The sequence below is a fragment of the Nonomuraea sp. NPDC051191 genome (assembly GCF_044455665.1).
Classification (GTDB): Bacteria; Actinomycetota; Actinomycetes; order Streptosporangiales; family Streptosporangiaceae; genus Nonomuraea.
The window spans coordinates 1-17,210 of sequence record NZ_JBITEZ010000032.1; the positions used below are offsets into that span (position 1 = coordinate 1).

16 protein-coding genes and 1 riboswitch are annotated in these 17,210 nt (G+C 70.5%); of the genes, 8 read left to right on the plus strand and 8 right to left on the minus strand.

Features of this window, described 5'->3' with window-relative positions; genetic code table 11:
• Positions 1–310 precede the first annotated feature (310 nt).
• Complete coding sequence (locus ACIA8R_RS50740) at positions 311–2,401, plus strand: S9 family peptidase (protein ID WP_397045232.1); 2,091 nt, start codon at positions 311–313, stop codon at positions 2,399–2,401.
• Positions 2,398–3,396 carry an L-glyceraldehyde 3-phosphate reductase gene (gene mgrA, locus ACIA8R_RS50745; RefSeq protein WP_357708100.1) on the plus strand — a complete coding sequence of 333 codons (999 nt, stop codon included), beginning with the start codon at positions 2,398–2,400 and terminating at the stop codon, positions 3,394–3,396. Before ACIA8R_RS50740 ends, mgrA begins: the two co-directional genes overlap by 4 nt.
• Before the next feature lie 41 nt (positions 3,397–3,437).
• Here the strand turns inward: mgrA and ACIA8R_RS50750 are convergent, their stop codons facing one another.
• Entirely contained in the window at positions 3,438–5,813 is a 2,376-nt protein-coding gene (locus ACIA8R_RS50750) for a lysylphosphatidylglycerol synthase transmembrane domain-containing protein (protein WP_357708098.1), read from the minus strand.
• Between the two features lie 459 nt (positions 5,814–6,272).
• Here ACIA8R_RS50750 and ACIA8R_RS50755 point away from each other — a divergent pair, with 459 nt between their 5' ends.
• Positions 6,273–8,285 (plus strand): molybdopterin-dependent oxidoreductase, encoded by a 2,013-nt coding sequence (locus ACIA8R_RS50755; protein WP_397045234.1) that lies wholly within the window; start codon positions 6,273–6,275, stop codon positions 8,283–8,285.
• Here the strand turns inward: ACIA8R_RS50755 and ACIA8R_RS50760 are convergent.
• Positions 8,263–9,015, minus strand: a complete 753-nt coding sequence (locus tag ACIA8R_RS50760; RefSeq protein WP_357708094.1) for a hypothetical protein — start codon at positions 9,013–9,015, stop codon at positions 8,263–8,265. The genes ACIA8R_RS50755 and ACIA8R_RS50760 overlap by 23 nt on opposite strands.
• A gap of 93 nt (positions 9,016–9,108) precedes the next feature.
• Here ACIA8R_RS50760 and ACIA8R_RS50765 point away from each other — a divergent pair, with 93 nt between their 5' ends.
• Complete coding sequence (locus ACIA8R_RS50765) at positions 9,109–9,651, plus strand: PadR family transcriptional regulator (protein WP_397045236.1); 543 nt, start codon at positions 9,109–9,111, stop codon at positions 9,649–9,651.
• Between the two features lie 16 nt (positions 9,652–9,667).
• Here ACIA8R_RS50765 and ACIA8R_RS50770 read toward each other — a convergent pair whose 3' ends face one another.
• Positions 9,668–10,594 carry a GNAT family N-acetyltransferase gene (locus ACIA8R_RS50770; RefSeq protein ID WP_397045239.1) on the minus strand — a complete coding sequence of 309 codons (927 nt, stop codon included), beginning with the start codon at positions 10,592–10,594 and terminating at the stop codon, positions 9,668–9,670.
• A 75-nt stretch (positions 10,595–10,669) separates the two neighbouring features.
• Between ACIA8R_RS50770 and ACIA8R_RS50775 the strand changes: the two genes are divergently transcribed.
• On the plus strand, positions 10,670–11,119 hold the full coding sequence (locus tag ACIA8R_RS50775) for a hypothetical protein (RefSeq protein WP_357708089.1): 450 nt from the start codon (positions 10,670–10,672) through the stop codon (positions 11,117–11,119).
• Here the strand turns inward: ACIA8R_RS50775 and ACIA8R_RS50780 are convergent.
• The 4 genes from ACIA8R_RS50780 to ACIA8R_RS50795 form a co-directional block, all read right to left on the minus strand.
• Positions 11,085–12,008 (minus strand): zinc-binding dehydrogenase, encoded by a 924-nt coding sequence (locus tag ACIA8R_RS50780; protein ID WP_364101163.1) that lies wholly within the window; start codon positions 12,006–12,008, stop codon positions 11,085–11,087. The genes ACIA8R_RS50775 and ACIA8R_RS50780 overlap by 35 nt on opposite strands.
• Before the next feature lie 24 nt (positions 12,009–12,032).
• The gene (locus tag ACIA8R_RS50785; protein ID WP_357708087.1) at positions 12,033–12,416 is read right to left on the minus strand and encodes a VOC family protein; all 384 of its coding nucleotides are present in this window, start codon (positions 12,414–12,416) and stop codon (positions 12,033–12,035) included.
• Between the two features lie 4 nt (positions 12,417–12,420).
• Positions 12,421–12,741: a multidrug efflux SMR transporter gene (locus tag ACIA8R_RS50790; RefSeq protein ID WP_364101167.1), complete on the minus strand. Its 321-nt coding sequence runs from the start codon at positions 12,739–12,741 to the stop codon at positions 12,421–12,423.
• 33 nt (positions 12,742–12,774) lie between these two features.
• Positions 12,775–12,833: riboswitch (guanidine-III (ykkC-III) riboswitch) on the minus strand.
• A gap of 25 nt (positions 12,834–12,858) precedes the next feature.
• The gene (locus ACIA8R_RS50795; protein ID WP_397045242.1) at positions 12,859–13,656 is read right to left on the minus strand and encodes a class I SAM-dependent methyltransferase; all 798 of its coding nucleotides are present in this window, start codon (positions 13,654–13,656) and stop codon (positions 12,859–12,861) included.
• Between the two features lie 103 nt (positions 13,657–13,759).
• Here ACIA8R_RS50795 and ACIA8R_RS50800 point away from each other — a divergent pair, with 103 nt between their 5' ends.
• The 3 genes from ACIA8R_RS50800 to ACIA8R_RS50810 all read left to right on the plus strand — a co-directional run bounded on the left by ACIA8R_RS50800 (position 13,760) and on the right by ACIA8R_RS50810 (position 16,866).
• Positions 13,760–15,565, plus strand: coding sequence for an acyl-CoA dehydrogenase (locus ACIA8R_RS50800; protein ID WP_397045244.1), 1,806 nt, complete (start codon positions 13,760–13,762; stop codon positions 15,563–15,565).
• Between the two features lie 66 nt (positions 15,566–15,631).
• Complete coding sequence (locus ACIA8R_RS50805; RefSeq protein WP_397045246.1) at positions 15,632–16,570, plus strand: MBL fold metallo-hydrolase; 939 nt, start codon at positions 15,632–15,634, stop codon at positions 16,568–16,570.
• 71 nt (positions 16,571–16,641) lie between these two features.
• The gene (locus ACIA8R_RS50810) at positions 16,642–16,866 is read left to right on the plus strand and encodes a hypothetical protein (RefSeq protein WP_364101178.1); all 225 of its coding nucleotides are present in this window, start codon (positions 16,642–16,644) and stop codon (positions 16,864–16,866) included.
• Here the strand turns inward: ACIA8R_RS50810 and ACIA8R_RS50815 are convergent.
• Positions 16,863–17,156 (minus strand): Dabb family protein, encoded by a 294-nt coding sequence (locus ACIA8R_RS50815; RefSeq protein WP_357708081.1) that lies wholly within the window; start codon positions 17,154–17,156, stop codon positions 16,863–16,865. The genes ACIA8R_RS50810 and ACIA8R_RS50815 overlap by 4 nt on opposite strands.
• Positions 17,157–17,210 lie beyond the last annotated feature (54 nt).

Below are 17,210 nucleotides of genomic sequence, written 5' to 3' on the forward strand. Positions count from 1 at the left end.
AGCCGTTCAAGTCTCTGTCAAATTGACCGGACTTGCTCGACCTGCGGTAATTAAGTCGCGCCCCGCTTCCGGGACAACCCCTCTAACTTACCAGCCTGTCGCTCGGTTAGCGAACCGATCTTCAAACCCGCGAGCCAGAAGGGATTGCCTTCGTGGGACGTCGCAACGCACCAAAGTCACCGGAGTGAAGGGAGTGGGTTGCGCCGCACCTCGTCGGCTCCTAAAGATTAGCAGCGCTCCTGAGCGCTCGGGACGCGTTCGTCATGTCTCCCGGCCACAGAACGATCACGGCCGAACATAGACTCCCCCCGTGAGCAGCAACACGCCGCCAGTGGCGAAGAAGGTACCGACTGAGCGCAACCATCACGGCGACACGTTCATCGACGAGTACGCCTGGCTAAGCAACAAGGACGACCCGGACACAACGGCGTACTTGGAGGCAGAGAACGACTTTCTCAAAGAGCACACCGCGCATCTCGCCGAGCTCCAGGAGCAGGTCTTCCAGGAGATCAAGGGACGCACGCAGGAGACCGACCTGTCGGTGCCGAGCCGCAAGGGGGCGTGGTGGTACTTCACGCGTACCGAGGAAGGCAAGCAGTACGCGGTGTCCTGCCGGGTGCCGGCCGACAGTGACGCGCCGCCGCAGATCACCCCGGGCGAGCGCCTTGAGCGCGAGCAGGTCGTGCTCGACGGCAACGAGCTGGCGGGCGACAGCGCGTTCTTCTCCGTCGGCACCAGCGCCGTCACGCCCGACGGGACGATGCTGGCCTACTCGACCGACTACAAGGGCGACGAGCGCTTCACGCTGCGGTTCAGGAACCTTGAGACGGGCGAGGTGCTGCCGGACGAGATCGAGGACATCTTCTATGGCGGCGCGTGGTCGGCCGACGGCTCGGCGTTCTTCTACACGCGGGTGGACGACGCCTGGCGTCCCTACCAGGTGTACCGCCACACCCTCGGCACGGAAGAGGACGTCCTGGTCTACGAGGAGACCGACGAGCGCTACTGGGTGGGCATCGGGCTGACCCGCAGCGAGCGGTACCTCGTGCTGGGCGCGGGTAGCAAGATCACGAGTGAGGTGCGCATCCTCGACGCCTCCGACCCCACCGGCGAGTTCCAGGTCGTCAGGCCCAGGAAGACCGGCGTGGAGTACGGCGTCGAGCACGCGGGCGACTTCTTCTACGTCCTGCACAACGAGAACGCCGAGAACTTCGAGCTGGCCACGGCCCCGATCGACGAGCCCGCCACCTGGACCCCGCTGATCGGGCACCGCGAGGACACCCGGCTGCTGGAGATCGACGCGTTCTCCGACCACGCCGTGGTGCACTTCCGCCGCGACGGGCTGACCGGCCTGCGGGTGCTGCCCTACAGCGCAGCCGGCGCCGGCTGGCGCGAGCGGATCGAGGCGGCCGAGCGCAACGCGTACGAGATCGACTTCCCCGAGCCCCTGTACGACGTCGGCCCGGCGGGCAACCCCGAGTTCACGACGACGCGGCTCAGGCTGGCGTACACGAGCATGGTGACGCCGCCGAGCGTCTACGACTACGAGCTGGACTCGCACGAGCTGATCCTGCTCAAGCAGCGTCCGGTGCTCGGCGGCTACGACGCGGGCGACTACGAGCAGTTCCGGGAGTGGGCGACGGCCGAGGACGGCACCCGCGTGCCGATCTCGATCGTCAAGCGCAAGGACACCACGACGCCGGCCCCGACGCTGCTCTACGGCTACGGCAGCTACGAGACCTCGATCGACCCGGGCTTCTCGGTCCCCCGGCTGTCGCTGCTCGACCGCGGGTTCGTCTTCGCCATCGCGCACGTCAGGGGCGGTGGCGAGATGGGCCGTCACTGGTACGAGGACGGCAAGCTGACCAGGAAGCGGAACACGTTCTCCGACTTCGTGGCCGTGGCGCGGCACCTGAAGGAGAGCGGCTGGAGCGGGCGGGTCGTCGCGCGCGGCGGTTCGGCGGGCGGGCTGCTGATGGGCGCGGTGACGAACCTGGCTCCCGAGCAGTTCGCGGGGGTGGTGGCCGAGGTGCCGTTCGTGGACGCGCTCAACACGATCCTCGACCCGTCGTTGCCGCTGACGGTGATCGAGTGGGACGAGTGGGGCGATCCGCTGCACAACCCGGACGTCTATGCGTACATGAAGAGCTATTCGCCGTACGAGAACGTGGACGGGAGGGCGTACCCGCCGATTCTGGCGATCACCAGCCTGAACGACACGCGGGTGCTGTACCACGAGCCGGCCAAGTGGATCGCGCGGCTGCGCGCGACCGCGTCCGGCGGGCCGTTCCTGCTCAAGACTGAGATGGGCGCGGGGCACGGCGGGCGCAGCGGGCGGTACGACGCCTGGCGCGAGGAGGCGTTCGCGCTGTCCTGGATCATCGAGAGGGGAACGGCGTGAGCTACCGGGCCGACGAGCGGCGTTACGAGCGCCAGCCGTACAACCGCAGCGGGCGCAGCGGGCTGAGGCTGCCGGCGGTGTCGCTGGGGTTGTGGCACAACTTCGGCGACAACCGTCCGATCGAGAACTCGCGGGCGGTGCTGCGGCGCGCGTTCGACCTCGGGGTGACGCATTTCGACCTGGCCAACAACTACGGCGTGCCGTACGGGTCGGCGGAGCGGAACTTCGGGCGGATCCTCCGGGAGGACTTCGCGGCGTACCGGGACGAGCTGGTCATCTCCACCAAGGCCGGGTACGACATGTGGCCGGGGCCGTACGGGGAGTGGGGGTCGCGCAAGTACGTGCTGGCCAGCCTCGACCAGTCGCTGACCCGCATGGGCCTGGAGTACGTGGACGTGTTCTACAGCCACCGTCCCGACCCGGAGACGCCGCTGGAGGAGACGATGGGTGCGCTGGACCGGGCGGTGCGCTCGGGCAAGGCGCTCTATGCGGGCATCTCCAACTACTCGGCCGAGCAGACCGCGCAGGCCGCGCGGATCATGCGCGAGCTGGGCACGCCGCTGCTCATCCACCAGCCGTCGTACTCGATGATCAACCGCTGGATCGAGGACGACGGGCTGCTCGACGTGCTGGAGGAGGCGGGCATGGGCTGCATCGTGTACTCGCCGCTGGCACAGGGGCTGCTCACCGACCGCTACCTGGAGGGCGTGCCCGAGGGGTCGCGGGCGGCGACGAGCCGGTTCCTGAGCGCCGACCAGATCGACCGGGACCTGGCACGCGACCTCAACGAGATCGCCAGGGGCCGCGGGCAGACGCTGGCCCAGATGGCGCTGTCGTGGACGCTGCGGGACCCGCGGGTGACCAGCGTGCTGATCGGCGCGAGCAGCGTCGGGCAGCTTGAGGACAACGTGGCGTGCGTGGACGGCCCGGTGTTCACCGAGGACGAGCTGGCGGCGATCGACAAGATCACCGCAACGGTCGCGTCGGGACGCTGATCAGCCGTGGCGCGTGGGGCCCTGTGCCGCCCGAGGGCGGTTCACAGGGCCTCGTGCCGCTGGAGGTAGGTGAAGGCGGCCCAGCCGGGCAGCACCGGCAGCCAGAACGTGAGCAGCCGGTGCAGCAGCACGGCCGAGGCGGCCAGGTCCCATTCGAGGCCGGCCGCGACCAGGCCGAGGGTGAGCGCGTACTCGACGGCGCCGAGGCCGCCCGGCGTGGGGGCGGCCGAGCCGATGGCGTTGGCCGTGAGGTAGACGACGGCGACGGCGGTGAAGCTCAGCTGGCCGCCGAAGGCCGCGACGCAGGCGTCGAGACAGGCCACGAACGCGATCGTGATCATGAGTGTGCCGAAGGCGGCCTCGATCATCTTGGCCGGCGACTGGAGCACGTCGAGCAGGCGGGGCAGCACGTTCGAGAACAGCCTGCGCATCCGCACGGTCACCATCCGGCGCAGCGGCGGCACGCCGAGCACCACCGCGACCAGCAGCGCGATGGCGAGCATCGCCACGACCAGGCCGCGCGAGGGGGTGAACGAGGTGGCCGCGTCGGAGCCGGTGATGTAGGCGAACAGCAGCAGCAGGGCGATGTGGAAGACCAGCATGATGAGCTGCGAGGCGCCCACGCTGGCCACCGCGAGCGCCGGCGCGATGCCGCGCTTCTGCAGGTAGCGGGTGTTGATCGCGACGCCGCCGACCGCGGCGGGCGCGACCAGCTTGACGAACGACGACGCGAACTGCACCAGGACGGTACGCCAGAGCGGCAGGCGTTCGGGCACGAAACCGCGCAGCATGAGGGCGGCGGCGACGAAGCTGGTGAACGAGGCGATCAGCGCCAGGCCGGACCAGGCCCAGTTGGCGGTGGTCGCCACCTTGTAGAGGTCGACCTTGCTGAGCTGGGACAGCACGACGTAGGCGGCGACCGTGCTGGCGATGATCGTGATCAGGGTGCGCGGCCGGAAGCGCTCCAGGCGCACCTCTTCGACCTTGCCCTGGGGCTTGAGCGCCACGATGTGGTCGCGCAGGCCCGTGAGCACGTTCTTGGCCTTGGACAGGGCCGAGCGGGTCTCCCTGGTCAGGGCGATGCGCTGGAGCAGCGGCATGGCCGCGGCCAGGGCGTCGGGGCCCATCACGGCGGCGGCGGCCCGGACCGAGCGCTCGGCGCCGACGCGCAGCGCCAGATAGGTGAGGAGCTGGGCGATGTCGAGCCGGAGCAGCAGGTCGCCGGCGGCGATCTCGCCGCTGCGGGCGTCGGTCAGCACGACCCGGCCCGCGCGGTCGAGGTGGATGCTGTCGCCGGTGAGCCGCCGGTGCGCGAGCCGCTGGATCTGCAGCAGTTCGACCTGCTCCCAGATCTGGGCGAGCAGGGCGTCGTCGATCTCGGCGTCGGGCACCTCGTCGAGCGGGCGGGTCTCGATGTGCTCGTAGGCGAGCAGGGCGGCCTCGGTGCCGATCTCGCTGGTGCCGAGCAGGCGCGGCGTGCTGGCGCCGGCGGCCTGGGCCGCGTACGCCATCAGCGCCTCGCGTTCCAGTTCGGCCCGCAGCGAGCGGATGGCCCTGCGCCTGGTCTCGGAGTTGAGCCTGATGCGCCGCCACAGCCGGTACGGCAGCCCGGCCACCTGGCGGTCGCGGTCGAGGACGGTGACGTCGAGGCTGGTGCCGTCCTTGAGGCCGATGGCGTAGCGGCGGCTGCCCTGGTGGTCGTCCTCGATGCGGCGGGCGGAGACGGGTGAGAACGACAGCTTGCGCAGCGCGGCGACCACGGCGCTGCCGGGCGGGCGGGTGTTGGGGCTGCCGACGCCGTAGAGGGTGGCGTAGCCGATGGCCATGCCGACCAGGACGGTCACGATGGCGCTGGGCAGGGTGATCTGCCTGCCGGAGAAGTAGGTGAGGATGTAGAGGGCGATCGAGGTCCACATGAGCATGCGCCACGTGGGGCGGCGGGCGATGCGGACCGCGGTGGTGTAGGCGATGACCGAGGTGAGCAGCGTGTTCAGCGGCTCGATCTCGCGGTCGCCGGTGAGCAGGATGCGCAGGTCGGTCAGGCTGCTCGCCTCGATCCACTGCCCGAGCAGGAACGACCCGGCCATGCCGATGATGGCCGCGATCAGCCCTTCGGCGACGCGCAGGCCGTCGCGGTGGAAGACCCGCTCCACGGCGAACGCGGCGGGCACGATCAGCACGGCCGCGCTGCCGATGAAGGCGGCGACCCGGCTGAGCAGCGGCACCATCTCGGCGCCCACTTTGACGTCCTGCTCCAGGCCGTTGAGCGTCTGCTTGGCGACGAGGGCGAGCAGGATCACCGCCGCGAGCACCGCCAGCGTCGCGAAGAAGCGCAGCAGGTCGGACGGCCGCCGCAACCGCTGGGGAAGGAGCGGCTCGACTACGTAGACGCCGCCGTCGGCGCGTGGCTCGGCCACGGCTGGATCCCCCTCCGCGAGGTCCTCCGTGTCATCATCTCGTTCCCTGATTTCGGCCACCGACAGTGATTCTGCACCTTCCCGGCCGGACCGTACGATCTCTGTTCTCCAGTGTCCTCGTTCCTGGTCCCGGCGAGCGCACCGGGTGAGGATTCGACCAGCATTGACCTGCCCGCGGGTGGAGGCCGTGAAGCCCTGGGACGTTCATGGCATGTTCACTCTCGCGATGCCGCCGTCGGCCCCCGTGGCCCCCGACGCCTGGGCGGCCCGGTCGTGACGTGTCGGCCGAGTACGTCGTGTCCAGGCTGCGCGAGGCAGGGTACACGGTGGAACTCCAACCCTTCACCTTTGCGTTCTTTCCCGAGGTCGGATCGGCGGTGTCGCGGGGGCGGGCCGTTCACCGGCGCGTCGGCGCGGGCGGTCGCCCGTCACGCCCGGCCCTCGACGTAGGCTGTCCGCATGTCGGGTGATTTGAGGGTTTTGGGGGCATGTCCGCTTGACTGCCCGGACACCTGCTCGTGGGTCGTCACCGTCCGGGACGGGCAGGCGGTCAAGATGCGCGGCAACCCCGACCATCCCTACACCCGCGGCGCGCTGTGCGTGAAGGTCAACCGGTACCTGGAGCACACGCAGGCGGACGACCGCATCCTGTACCCGATGCGGCGTACCGGGCCGAAGGGTTCGGGGCAGTTCGAGCGGATCACCTGGGACGAGGCGCTCGACGAGATCTCGACGCGGCTGCGCGCCATCGTGGACGAGCACGGCGGCGAGGCGATCTGGCCCTATCTGGGCACCGGCTCGCTGGGCTACCTCCAGGGGTGCGAGGGCGTGGCCGGGCGCCGGTTCTGGAACGTGCTGGGGGCGTCCAAGCACTGGCTGAACATCTGCTCGGCGGCCGGGAGCAGCGGGCTGATGAAGGCCAACGGCACCGCGGGCGGCATGGACCCGGAGAACTTCGCCCAGGCCAGACTGATCCTGCTCTGGGGCACCAACACGCTGACCAGCGGCCACCACCTGTGGAAGTTCATCCAGGACGCCCGGGCTGACGGCGCGTACGTGGTCGCCATCGACCCCATCCGCACCAGGACCGCCGACCAGGCCGACCAGCACCTGGCGATCAGGCCGGGCACGGACGCCGCGCTCGCGCTCGGGCTGCTCAACGTCGTGCTCGCGGAGAACGCCCAGGACGAGGAGTTCCTGGCCGAGCACACCGAGGGCTGGGAGGACTTCCGCAAGGAGATCCTGGAGCACCCGGTGGAGCGGGTGGCGGAGATCACCGGCATCCCCGCCGAGGACGTCCACAGCCTGGGGATGCGCCTGGCCCACACCCGGCCGACCGCGATCCGCGCCACCATGGGCATCCAGCGGCACGCGGGCGGCGGCGCCGCGATGCGGACGATCGCCGCGATCCCCGGCGTGACCGGCGACTGGCGGCATCCGGGCGGCGGCGTGGCGTACTCGACGACCGGTCACGTGCGGGTGAACGTCGACACCCGGAACGACCTGCTGGCCAAGCCCGTGCGCACGCTGGTCATGACCAAGCTGGGCTCCCAGCTCGACGACGTCAAATGCCTGTGGGTGTACGCCGCCAACCCGCTCGGCTCGACCCCCGACGCCAACACGATCAGGCGGCAGCTCGCCCGCGAGGACCTGTTCACGGTCGTCATGGAGCAGTTCCCGACCGACACCGTGGACTACGCCGACATCGTGCTGCCGGCGACCATGCAGACCGAGCACATGGACCTGCACGCCGGTTACGGCCACATGTACCTGCTGTGGAACGAGCCCGCCGTGCCGCCGCCCGGCGAGTGCCTGTCCACGACCGAGACCTTCCGCCGGCTGGCCGCGCACATGGGGCTGACCGAGCCGTCCCTGTACGACTCCGACCTGGAGCTGGCCGAGTCGCTGCTGGCGAGCGGGCATCCGTCGCTCGAAGGCGTGACGCTGAACCGGCTGCGCAAGGAGGGGTGGGTGCGGATGAACTACCCCAAGCCGTTCGCGCCGTTCGCCGAGGGCTTCCCGACGCCTTCCGGGCGGCTGCGCTTCCCGCCCTCGGGGAAGGCGTACGTGCCGCCGCACACGGCGGGCGCCGAGCGGTCGGCGTACCCGCTGACGCTGGTCACGCCGGCCTCGCACACGTTCCTCAACACGATCTTCGCCAACAACCCGGAGCTGCGGCGGCGGGCCAAGGAGCCGGCGGTGCTGGTGAACCCGGCCGACGCTGCGGCCCGCGGGCTGACGTCCGGGCAGCGCGTACGGGTGCACAACGACGGCGGCGAGTTCCTGGCCGACGTGGAGATCAGCGACCGGGTCGCGCCCGGCGTGGTGGCGACCCCCAAGGGCCGGTGGCCGAAGCTCAGCCCGGGCGGCGCGAACGCGAACGCGGTCGTGGCCGAGCGGGACGCCGACATGGGCAAGGGGCCCGCCTTCCACGACAACCTGGTCGAGGTCAGCCCTTGTGCCGGTCCATGAACGCCACGACCGTGTCGAGCACCTTGGTGGCGTGAGGGCTGCCGAACAGGGCCGAGGCGTGCAGCGACTCGCCGGGGATGACCATCACCTGGTTGTCCGGGGCCTTGGTCGCGGCGGCCTCGGCCGCGCGCATCGACTCGGCGCCGCCGTAGGAGTCGTGCTCGGAGCCGATCTGCAGCAGCGGCACGGTGAGCGCGGCGGCGTCGCCCTGGTCGATCTCGCCTGACAGGGCGACGACGCCGGCCACCTTCACGCCCGCCTTCCCGGCCAGCCTCTCGGCCGCCGGGACCGAGGCTGTGGCGCCGATCGAGCCGCCGACCAGGAACAGCCGTTCGACGCCCTTCTCCTTGGCCAGGCGCCTGCCCATGGCGACCGCGCCGTCCTCGGGCAGGAGGCCGGCGTCCCTGGCGTAGAGCAGGACGCGGTAGCCGGCGGCGACCAGGCGGTCGGACAGCGGGCGCCAGGAGCACACGGTGCCGCGGCGCTCGTAGCTGATCACCACGCCCACCGGGCCGTCGCCGGTGATCACGCCGGGCAGGCCGCGGACGTGGGTGAAGATCTTGCCGTCCTGCTCGGTGAAGCAGCCCGAGACGTTGGGGCCGGTGGGCGGCGGGCTCGGGGTGGGGGTCGGGTCAGGGGAAGGGGCCTCGGCGGCCGTGGTGCGGACGGCGGTCGCGCCGGTGCCGACCGTGCCCCCGCAGCCGGTCAACCCCAGTGTGAGGAGTGCCATCCATCCGATGATCTTCCGCATGGCCGCCGCGCCCTTCTTCTGACTATGTCTGAACTGACATAGTGCCGCAAGCACCATATCCTTGGACCCACCATGACCTCAACGCTCGGATACGCGATCCTGGCCGTGCTGGCGCGCGGCGACCGCACCGGATACGACCTGGCGGCGGCCATGCGGCGGCCGGTCGGCTACTTCTGGACGGCCGGGCACAGCCAGATCCACGCCGAGCTGCAGAAACTCCGGGCGGCCGAGCTGGTCGGGTTCGAGAGCGCGCACGGGCCGGGGCCGCAGGCCAAGAAGGTCTACCACCTGACCGCCGAGGGGCTGGCGGCGTTGCGGGCATGGGTCACCGAGCCGCCGCGCGAGCGGCCGGAGCGCGACGAGCTGGTGCTGAAGACGTACGCGGCGTGGCTGGCCGAGCCGGAGCTGCTGCGGCGGCTGTTCGCCGAGCAGCTCGCCGCCCATGAGGAGCGGCTGGCCGACTACGAGCGGCAGGAGGCGTCGTTCGGCGGGCAGCCGGCCTTCGGCGACCCGGGGTTCGGCGGCTACGCGACGCTGCGCTGCGGGCTGAGCTACGAGCGGCACCGGGCCGACTGGTGCCGCTGGATGCTGACCCAGCTCGGCGGCGGCCTTTAGCCGGAGGCCGTTCCGCTCAGCTCAGGGTGAGTTTGTAGCCCTCGTGGGAGGCGGTGAAGCCGAGGGTGTCGTAGAAGCGGTGGGCGTCGGCGCGCGACTTGTCGGAGGTGAGCTGGACGACGGTGCACCCCCTGGCCCGCGCCCGGTCGATCGCCCACTGGATCATCTTCCCGCCCAGCCCCTGGCCGCGCGTCGTGGCCGCCACCCGGACGGCCTCGATCTGGCACCGCTCCGCGCCCAGCCTCGACAGCCCGGCCAGGTACGTGAGCTGCATCGTGCCCACCACCTCGCCCTCCTGCTCGGCCACGATCAGCTCGTCGTACGGGTTGGCCTCGATGCGGTCGAAGGCCATCAGGTAGCGGGTGTCGTCGGGCTCCCCCTCGCGGGCGGCGCCGAGCGGGTCGTCGGCCAGCATCCGCACGATGGCCGGGACGTCCTCCTTGCGCGCCTGGCGGAACAGCAGGGACAACACGTAGTGGGACTCCATGAGGGACGGGTTGGAGGGCAGGGCCATGACCTTGCCGCTGCGGGTGAAGCCCTTGGCCGCGTAGAGCGCGCGGGCGGCGTGGTTGGCGTCGACGGCCCACAGCTGCACCTGCTCGGCCCCGGACGAACGCGCCCACCCGACGGACCGGTCCACCAGCCGGGAGGCGAGGCCGCGTCCCCTGGCCTCGGGGGCGACCCACATGGACAGCAGGTGGGCGCCGGACTCCTCCAGGAGCATGCACACCAGGCCCACATCACCCAGGCCGTCGCCCTCGGCCACCCACCAGCGCGAGTGCGGGTTCTTCAGCCGTTCGGTCCATTCGTCCGCGGAGAACCCGGCCTCCCGCGCGTACGAGGAGCCGAACGCGTCCGGTGACTCCTGGAGCGCCCGCAGCCGGACCTCCTTCAGCCGCTCCCCCTCGTCCGGCCCCAACTGCACAATGGCGATTTCCGTCATATGGGAATCATGTCAGGGACAGGTCAGGGTCGGTCCCCGATGCCTCCAGGGGGGTCGCGGCGGCACCATGAGGACATGAACGAAATCAGTAGACGCGATGAGGTCTCACTGTCCGCGGCGGCCCTGCGGGGCGCCCCTTGGAAGACCGCCGCCATCGGCGGCGTCGTGGTCTCGGCCGCCAGCTTCGGGATGGGCGCGCTCACCGGCACCGGCGACCTGGTCTGGGCCCTGGGGCTCGGCATCAGCCTCTTCGCCCTGATCGCCGCGATCGGCTCGGTCGCCAAGCCGAACGAGGGCGACCGCGTCACCCGCCAGGCCCGGCTCTGGTCGCTGCGGCACCCGTGGAAGTTCGCGCTCCTGCCCGCCGCGATCACGGCGGTGCTCGACTACCCGGTGCAGCTCGTGCTCGACGGCGAGGGCGTGTTCGGCTCGGCCGTGCAGGCGATGTGGCACGGCGCGCTGGTCTACCTGATCGCCGCGATCCTGACCGTCACGATGAAGGGACGAGCACAATCTTCCCGGTGACCCGCCGCTCCAGCAGGTCGTCCATGGCCCGGCCCGCTTCCGCCAGCGGCCTGACCTCCGGCGCCTCCGGAACGATGCCCGGCATCGCCAGCAGACCTTCGAGCAGGGCCCGGTTGTCCGCCGGGTGGCCCAGCGACCACGCACCCCAGTCGACCCCCACCACCGCCCGGTCACGCAGCAGCACCTGGTTGGCGGGCAGCCTCGCGATGCCGCCGGAGGCGAATCCGACGACCAGGAGCCGCCCGCCCTCGCGCAGCCCGCGAAGGGCCTGTTCGGACAGCTCGCCGCCGACCGGGTCGACCGCCACGTCCACGCCCCACGCCCTGGCCGCGTCCTTCAGACCGTCGTAGCCGGTCACGTCGTCGGCTCCCGCCCGCCGGGCGCGCTCCCTCTTGTCACCGGTGGACGCCGCCGCCAGCACGACGGCCCCGAGCGCCTTGGCGACCCGGACCACGGCCAGCCCCACACCGCCGCCCGCGCCGAGCACGAGCACCCGCTCGCCGGGGAGCAGCCGACCGCGCTCCCTGAGCGCGTACATGGCGGTGCAGTGACTCTGCGGGAACGCCGCCGCCGCGAGCACGTCGAAACCCTCGGGCAGCGGTACGGCCTGCGTCCGGTGCACCAGCACCCGTGTGGCGAACCCGCCCAGCCCGGTGATCGCCACGACCCTGCGTCCGTCCGGCAGCCGCCCGGCCACCTCGTAGCCGGGGGTGAAGGGCAACGGCGGCCTGATCTGGTAGCCGCCGCGCACCATCAGCCCGTCCACGAAGTTGACGCCGGCCGCCTCGACCTCGACGACCACCTGGTCGGGACCGGGGATCGGATCGGGCAGCTCGACCAGTTCGACCGGCTTGCCGTATTCGGTGCAGACGACGGCCCTCACGCTCATGGGGCCAGCTTCACCGACAGAACATCATTCCGGCAAGGCCCTCTCGGCCTCGCTCCTGCACACGCAGAACTCGTTCCCCTCGGGGTCGAGCATCGTCACCCAGCCCGAACCGTCGGGCCTGCGCTGGTCCTGGAAGAGGGTCGCGCCGAGGCCGAGCAGCCGCTCGACCTCCTCGTCGCGCGTCCTTCCGTCTGCGTTGTTGACGTCGAAGTGCACGCGGTTCTTGGCGGTCTTGGCCTCGGGCACGCGGATGAACAGCAGGAACGGGTCCTGGGGCGTACGCAGCATGACCTCGTCGGCCCCCGGCTTGTCACCCTCGCCCAACGGCCACCCGGTGGCCTGGCTCCACCAGTTCGCGATCTCATAGGGATCGGCGGCGTCGACGGTGATGGCATGGATCTCAATCATCGCACTAGTGTCCACCAGCCAGATTGAGCCCCACGACACCGGCCAGGATGAGCGCGATCGAGGTCAGGCGCAGCGGCGACACGTCGTCGCCCATGGCGACCATGCCGAGGATCGCGGTGCCGACGGCCCCGATGCCGGTCCACACGGCGTACGCGGTGCCGACCTCCAGGGACTTGAGCGCGTAGGCGAGCAGCCCGAAGCTGAGGGCGGCCGTGGCCAGGAAGGACACGGTCCACCACAGGTTGCTGAGGCCGTTGCTGAGCTTGAGCGACAGTGCCATGGCCACCTCGAACAGGCCGGCCAGCACGATGAGGATCCACGCCATGATCAGTTCTCCTGGGGACGAGACGTACAGGTACGTGCGTCGTCTTGGCGTTCCGGGTACGGCGCGTCTCGTCCGGGAGCAGTCAGCTCAAGTGTTCCAACGACCCAGAGAAGCGGATCATTCCCACCAGACGGTGACCCAGCGGTCGCGTGGCACCGGCCACATCCCCAGCTCGACCGCCGTCTCGGCCACCTCCTCCACCCTGGACGGGTCGAGGCACACCCGGCGGCAGGCGCTCTCGGCCAGCTCCTCGACCGTCGTGAAACGTTCCAGGGGCGCCTCCCGCTCCTCCACGCGCACGGCGAAGCCCAGCGCCGCCGCCAGGGCCACGCAGTCCTCGGCGATGGGACGGACCGGGCGGTCGACGCCGTGGAAGTGCTGCCAGAGCGGCGTCATCCAGCTCATGGGATGGCGATGCGACAGTTCGAGCACCACCCGGCCACGGGTGTGGCGGTCGAGCGCCCGCAGGAACTCCGCCAGGTCGGGCACGTTGTAGACCACGTGCGCGGCGACGGACACGTCGGCCACCGGCACCTGGCCGGCCACGTCGGGCCAGCGTCCCTCGACGGTGGTGGCCGGCACGCCCAGGTCCATCGCCCTGACCTTCAGGTGCTCCAGCATGGGCGCGGAGGTGTCCACCGCGTAGAGGTGGCCGATGCGCTCGCGCAGCGGCAACGACGCGGCGCCGGGGCCCGAGCCGACGTCGAGGAGCGTGCCCTTGTCGGGCAGCGCCTCGGCGAGGCGGGTCATGGTCGGGCCGTCGTCGGGCTCGGCCAGCGCCCGGTCGGTGCGCGTGGCGAACCGGGCCGGTGAATGGCTCCACGGATCGGCCGGAGCCTTGGCCAGGATCTCCTCGGGGATGGCCCAGGATTCCAGTCGCTCCCGCCACCTGGTGGCGAGTTCTTCGGCGTCCATGGAGTCGAGCATGCCATGCATGGCCGGGGTTACTCGCGGGTAGCATTGCAGGTAAGGTTACTGGCCAGTACATGAAGACCTCGGTTCAAGGAGATCTGCACCCATGGGCCACTACAAGAGCAATGTGCGTGACCTGGAATTCAACCTCTTCGAGGTGTTCGGTCGACGCGAGATCCTCGGCACCGGGCCCTTCGGCGAAGTGGACGAGGACGTCGCGCGGAGCATCCTGGACGAGGTCAACAGGCTGGCGACCGGCGTGCTCGCCGACTCCTTCGAGGAGGGCGACCGCACCCCGCCGGTGTTCGACCCCGCGACGAGCACGGTGACCGTCCCGGCGGGCGTCAAGAAGTCGTTCAAGGCGCTCGTGGAGGGCGGCTGGGCGCACCTCGACCTGCCCGCCGAGCTGGGCGGCCCCGGCATCCCGCGCAGCCTCGCCTGGGCGACCGCCGAGATGGTGCTCGGCTCCAACCCGGCCCTGTACATGTACGCCGCCGGCCCCAACTTCGCCTACACCCTGTGGAAGCTGGGCACGCCGGAGCAGAAGCGCTTCGCCGAGCTGGCCATCGAGCACAACTGGGGCGCCACCATGGTGCTCACCGAGCCGGACGCGGGCTCGGACGTCGGCGCCGGCCGGGCCAAGGCCGTCCAGCAGCCCGACGGCACCTGGCACATCGAGGGCGTCAAGCGCTTCATCACCAGCGCCGAGCACGACATGGCCGACAACATCTTCCACCTGGTCCTGGCCCGTCCCGAGGGCCACGGTCCCGGCACCAAGGGCCTGTCGATGTTCCTGGTGCCCAAGTTCCACGTGGACCTGGAGACCGGCGAGCTGGGCGAGCGCAACGGCGCCTACGTCACCAATGTCGAGAAGAAGATGGGCCTGAAGGTCTCCACGACCTGCGAGCTCACCTTCGGCGACAAGCACCCGGCGATCGGCTGGCTGGTCGGCGACGTGCACGAGGGCATCAAGCAGATGTTCATGGTGATCGAGCACGCCCGCATGATGGTCGGCACCAAGGCCATCGCCACGCTCTCCACCGGCTACCTGAACGCCCTCGACTACGCCAAGTCCCGCTACCAGGGCGCGGACCTGACCAAGATGGCCGACAAGTCCGCCCCCCGGGTGACCATCACCCACCACCCGGACGTGCGCCGCGAGCTGATGCTGCAGAAGGCGTACGCCGAGGGCATGCGCGCCCTGGTCCTCTACACGGCCACCTTCCAGGACGCCCTCCTCATCGACCCGGCGGACCGGCACGCGGAGGCCATGAACGACCTGCTGCTGCCCCTGGTCAAGGGCGTCGGCTCCGAGCGCTCGTACGAGCTGCTGGCCCGCTCGCTGCAGACCCTCGGCGGCTCGGGCTACCTGCAGGACTACCCGATCGAGCAGTACATCCGCGACGCCAAGATCGACTCCCTGTACGAGGGCACCACCGCGATCCAGGGCCTCGACCTGTTCTTCAGGAAGATCCTGCGCAACCAGGGCGCCGCGGTCGGCGCGCTGCTCGCCGAGATCAACGAGTTCGCCGCCTCCGAGGCGGGCAACGGCCGGCTCAAGGAGGAGCGCAAGCTGCTCGCCGAGGCCGCCGCCGAGGTCAAGGCCATGGGCGACACCATGGCCGGCTGGGCGCTCGGCTCGCTGGAGAAGCCGGAGGAGGTCTACAAGGTCGGCCTGAACAGCACCCGGTTCCTGCTCTCGCTGGGCGACCTGGTGATCGGCTGGCTGCTGCTGCGCCAGGCCGAGGTGGCCCTGGCCCGGCTGGCCGAGGGCGAGGACCCGTTCTACCAGGGCAAGGTGGCCGCGGCGACGTTCTTCGCCGGGACCGTGCTGCCCAGGCTGACGACCGAGCGGCGCATCCTGGCCGCCACCGGCCAGGAGCTCATGGAACTTCCCGAAGAGGCCTTCTGAGCCTCGGAACCTGACGGCGACGCCCGCTTCCCCTCCGGGAGCGGGCGTCGCTGTTAGGTTCCGGGCATGAGCTCGTCATCTCATGACCATCCCCTGCCCCCGCCGCGCGTCGAAGAGGTCTCCGAGGGCGTCTACGCCTACGTGCAGCCCGACGGGAGCTGGTGGATCAACAACACCGGATTCCTGGCCGGGCGGCGCGGCGTGATCTGCGTCGACGCCTGCTCGACCGAGCGCCGCACCCGCGACCTGCGCGAGGCCGTCGGCAAGGTCAGCGGCAGGCCGATCACCACGCTGGTCAACACCCACCACCACGGCGACCACACCTTCGGCAACTGGCTGTTCCCCGAGGCCACGATCGTCGGGCACGAGGGCGTACGGGCCCAGATCCTGGCCGACGGCGTCCCGGCGTACCGGGGGGCCTGGTCGGCGGAAGTGGTGTGGGGGGCGATGGAGGTCGCGCCGCCGTTCCTGACGTACACCGAGGGGGTCACCCTCTACTCCGACGACCTGCGGTGCGAGGTGCGGCACGTCGGGCCGGCCGCGCACACGACCAGCGACTCGATCGTCTGGATCCCGGAGCGGCGGGTGCTGTTCTCCGGCGACCTGGTCTTCAACGGCGGCACGCCGTTCGTCCTGATGGGCTCGGTGGCCGGGACGATCGCCGGGCTGGACACGCTCAGAGGGCTGGACGCCGAGACGATCGTCCCCGGGCACGGCGAGGTGTGCGGGCCGGAGGTCTACGACCAGGTCGAGGGCTACCTGCGGTTCGTGCAGGAGGCCGCCCGGCACGGCCGTGAGGCGGGCCTGACGCCGCTGGAGGCCGCGCGGGAGACCGACCTCGGCGAGTGGGGCGGGCTGCTCGACCCCGAGCGCATCGTGGGCAACCTCCACCGGGCCTACGCCGAGCTGGACGGACGCCCGCCGGGCGCGCCGATCGACGTCGGCGCGGCCGTGCAGGACATGATCGCCTACAACGGCGGGCGGCCATTGTCCTGTCTCGCCTGACCCGGCGAGGGTGTGATCACCGATACCCGGGTATGACCGTGGGCGTACTTCGCCTTTGCCTGGAGGTCGTCATGGGTGTCGGGGTCAGCATCTTCTTCCTCACGCTCGGCGCCATCCTGAAGTTCGCCATCGAGCCGGACGTGTTCGGCCAGAGCGTGCACATGGACATCATCGGCGTCATCTTCATGATCGTCGGGGGCGTCGGCGTCGTGCTCAGCATCGTGCTCGCGCCCCGGCGCGGGCGCACCTCCGACGACCGGCTGATGCACCGCGAGAACCACCCGCCGGAGCTCTAGAGGCTGAGCTGCACGGCGGCGCGCGTCGCCAGGATCGGCTTGATGTACTGCGCGATCACGGCCTGGTGGCGGGGATGGTCGCGGTAGATCACGAAGTCGTCCACGCTGTCGAGGTCGGCGACCACGGCGAACTCGTGGTTGCCCTCGGTGATGCCGGCGTCGGGCCCCACCGTGTACGCCCGTAGCTGCGGGATCTCGCCCGGCAGCTTGCGCAGCTCGGTCGCGACCGCGGCCTTCTGCTCGTCGGTGGCGTCGTCGGCCCAGGTGAACAGCACAATGTGACGGATCATGCGCCAACCCTATCGACACCCACCCTTCTCGAGCGTTATTCTCATATCGAGATT

Bases quoted from the DNA above. Each gene is read 5' to 3' on its own strand.
- ACIA8R_RS50775 (WP_357708089.1), top strand. From the start codon at position 10,670: ATGAACGAAATCAGTAGACGCGATGAGGTCTCACTGTCCGCGGCGGCC.
- ACIA8R_RS50800 (WP_397045244.1), top strand. From the start codon at position 13,760: ATGGGCCACTACAAGAGCAATGTGCGTGACCTGGAATTCAACCTCTTC.
- ACIA8R_RS50765 (WP_397045236.1), top strand. From the start codon at position 9,109: ATGACCTCAACGCTCGGATACGCGATCCTGGCCGTGCTGGCGCGCGGC.
- ACIA8R_RS50770 (WP_397045239.1), bottom strand. From the start codon at position 10,594: ATGACGGAAATCGCCATTGTGCAGTTGGGGCCGGACGAGGGGGAGCGG.
- ACIA8R_RS50790 (WP_364101167.1), bottom strand. From the start codon at position 12,741: ATGGCGTGGATCCTCATCGTGCTGGCCGGCCTGTTCGAGGTGGCCATG.
- ACIA8R_RS50785 (WP_357708087.1), bottom strand. From the start codon at position 12,416: ATGATTGAGATCCATGCCATCACCGTCGACGCCGCCGATCCCTATGAG.
- ACIA8R_RS50780 (WP_364101163.1), bottom strand. From the start codon at position 12,008: ATGAGCGTGAGGGCCGTCGTCTGCACCGAATACGGCAAGCCGGTCGAA.
- ACIA8R_RS50815 (WP_357708081.1), bottom strand. From the start codon at position 17,156: ATGATCCGTCACATTGTGCTGTTCACCTGGGCCGACGACGCCACCGAC.
- ACIA8R_RS50755 (WP_397045234.1), top strand. From the start codon at position 6,273: ATGTCGGGTGATTTGAGGGTTTTGGGGGCATGTCCGCTTGACTGCCCG.
- ACIA8R_RS50760 (WP_357708094.1), bottom strand. From the start codon at position 9,015: ATGGCACTCCTCACACTGGGGTTGACCGGCTGCGGGGGCACGGTCGGC.
- ACIA8R_RS50810 (WP_364101178.1), top strand. From the start codon at position 16,642: ATGGGTGTCGGGGTCAGCATCTTCTTCCTCACGCTCGGCGCCATCCTG.
- ACIA8R_RS50795 (WP_397045242.1), bottom strand. From the start codon at position 13,656: ATGGACGCCGAAGAACTCGCCACCAGGTGGCGGGAGCGACTGGAATCC.
- ACIA8R_RS50805 (WP_397045246.1), top strand. From the start codon at position 15,632: ATGAGCTCGTCATCTCATGACCATCCCCTGCCCCCGCCGCGCGTCGAA.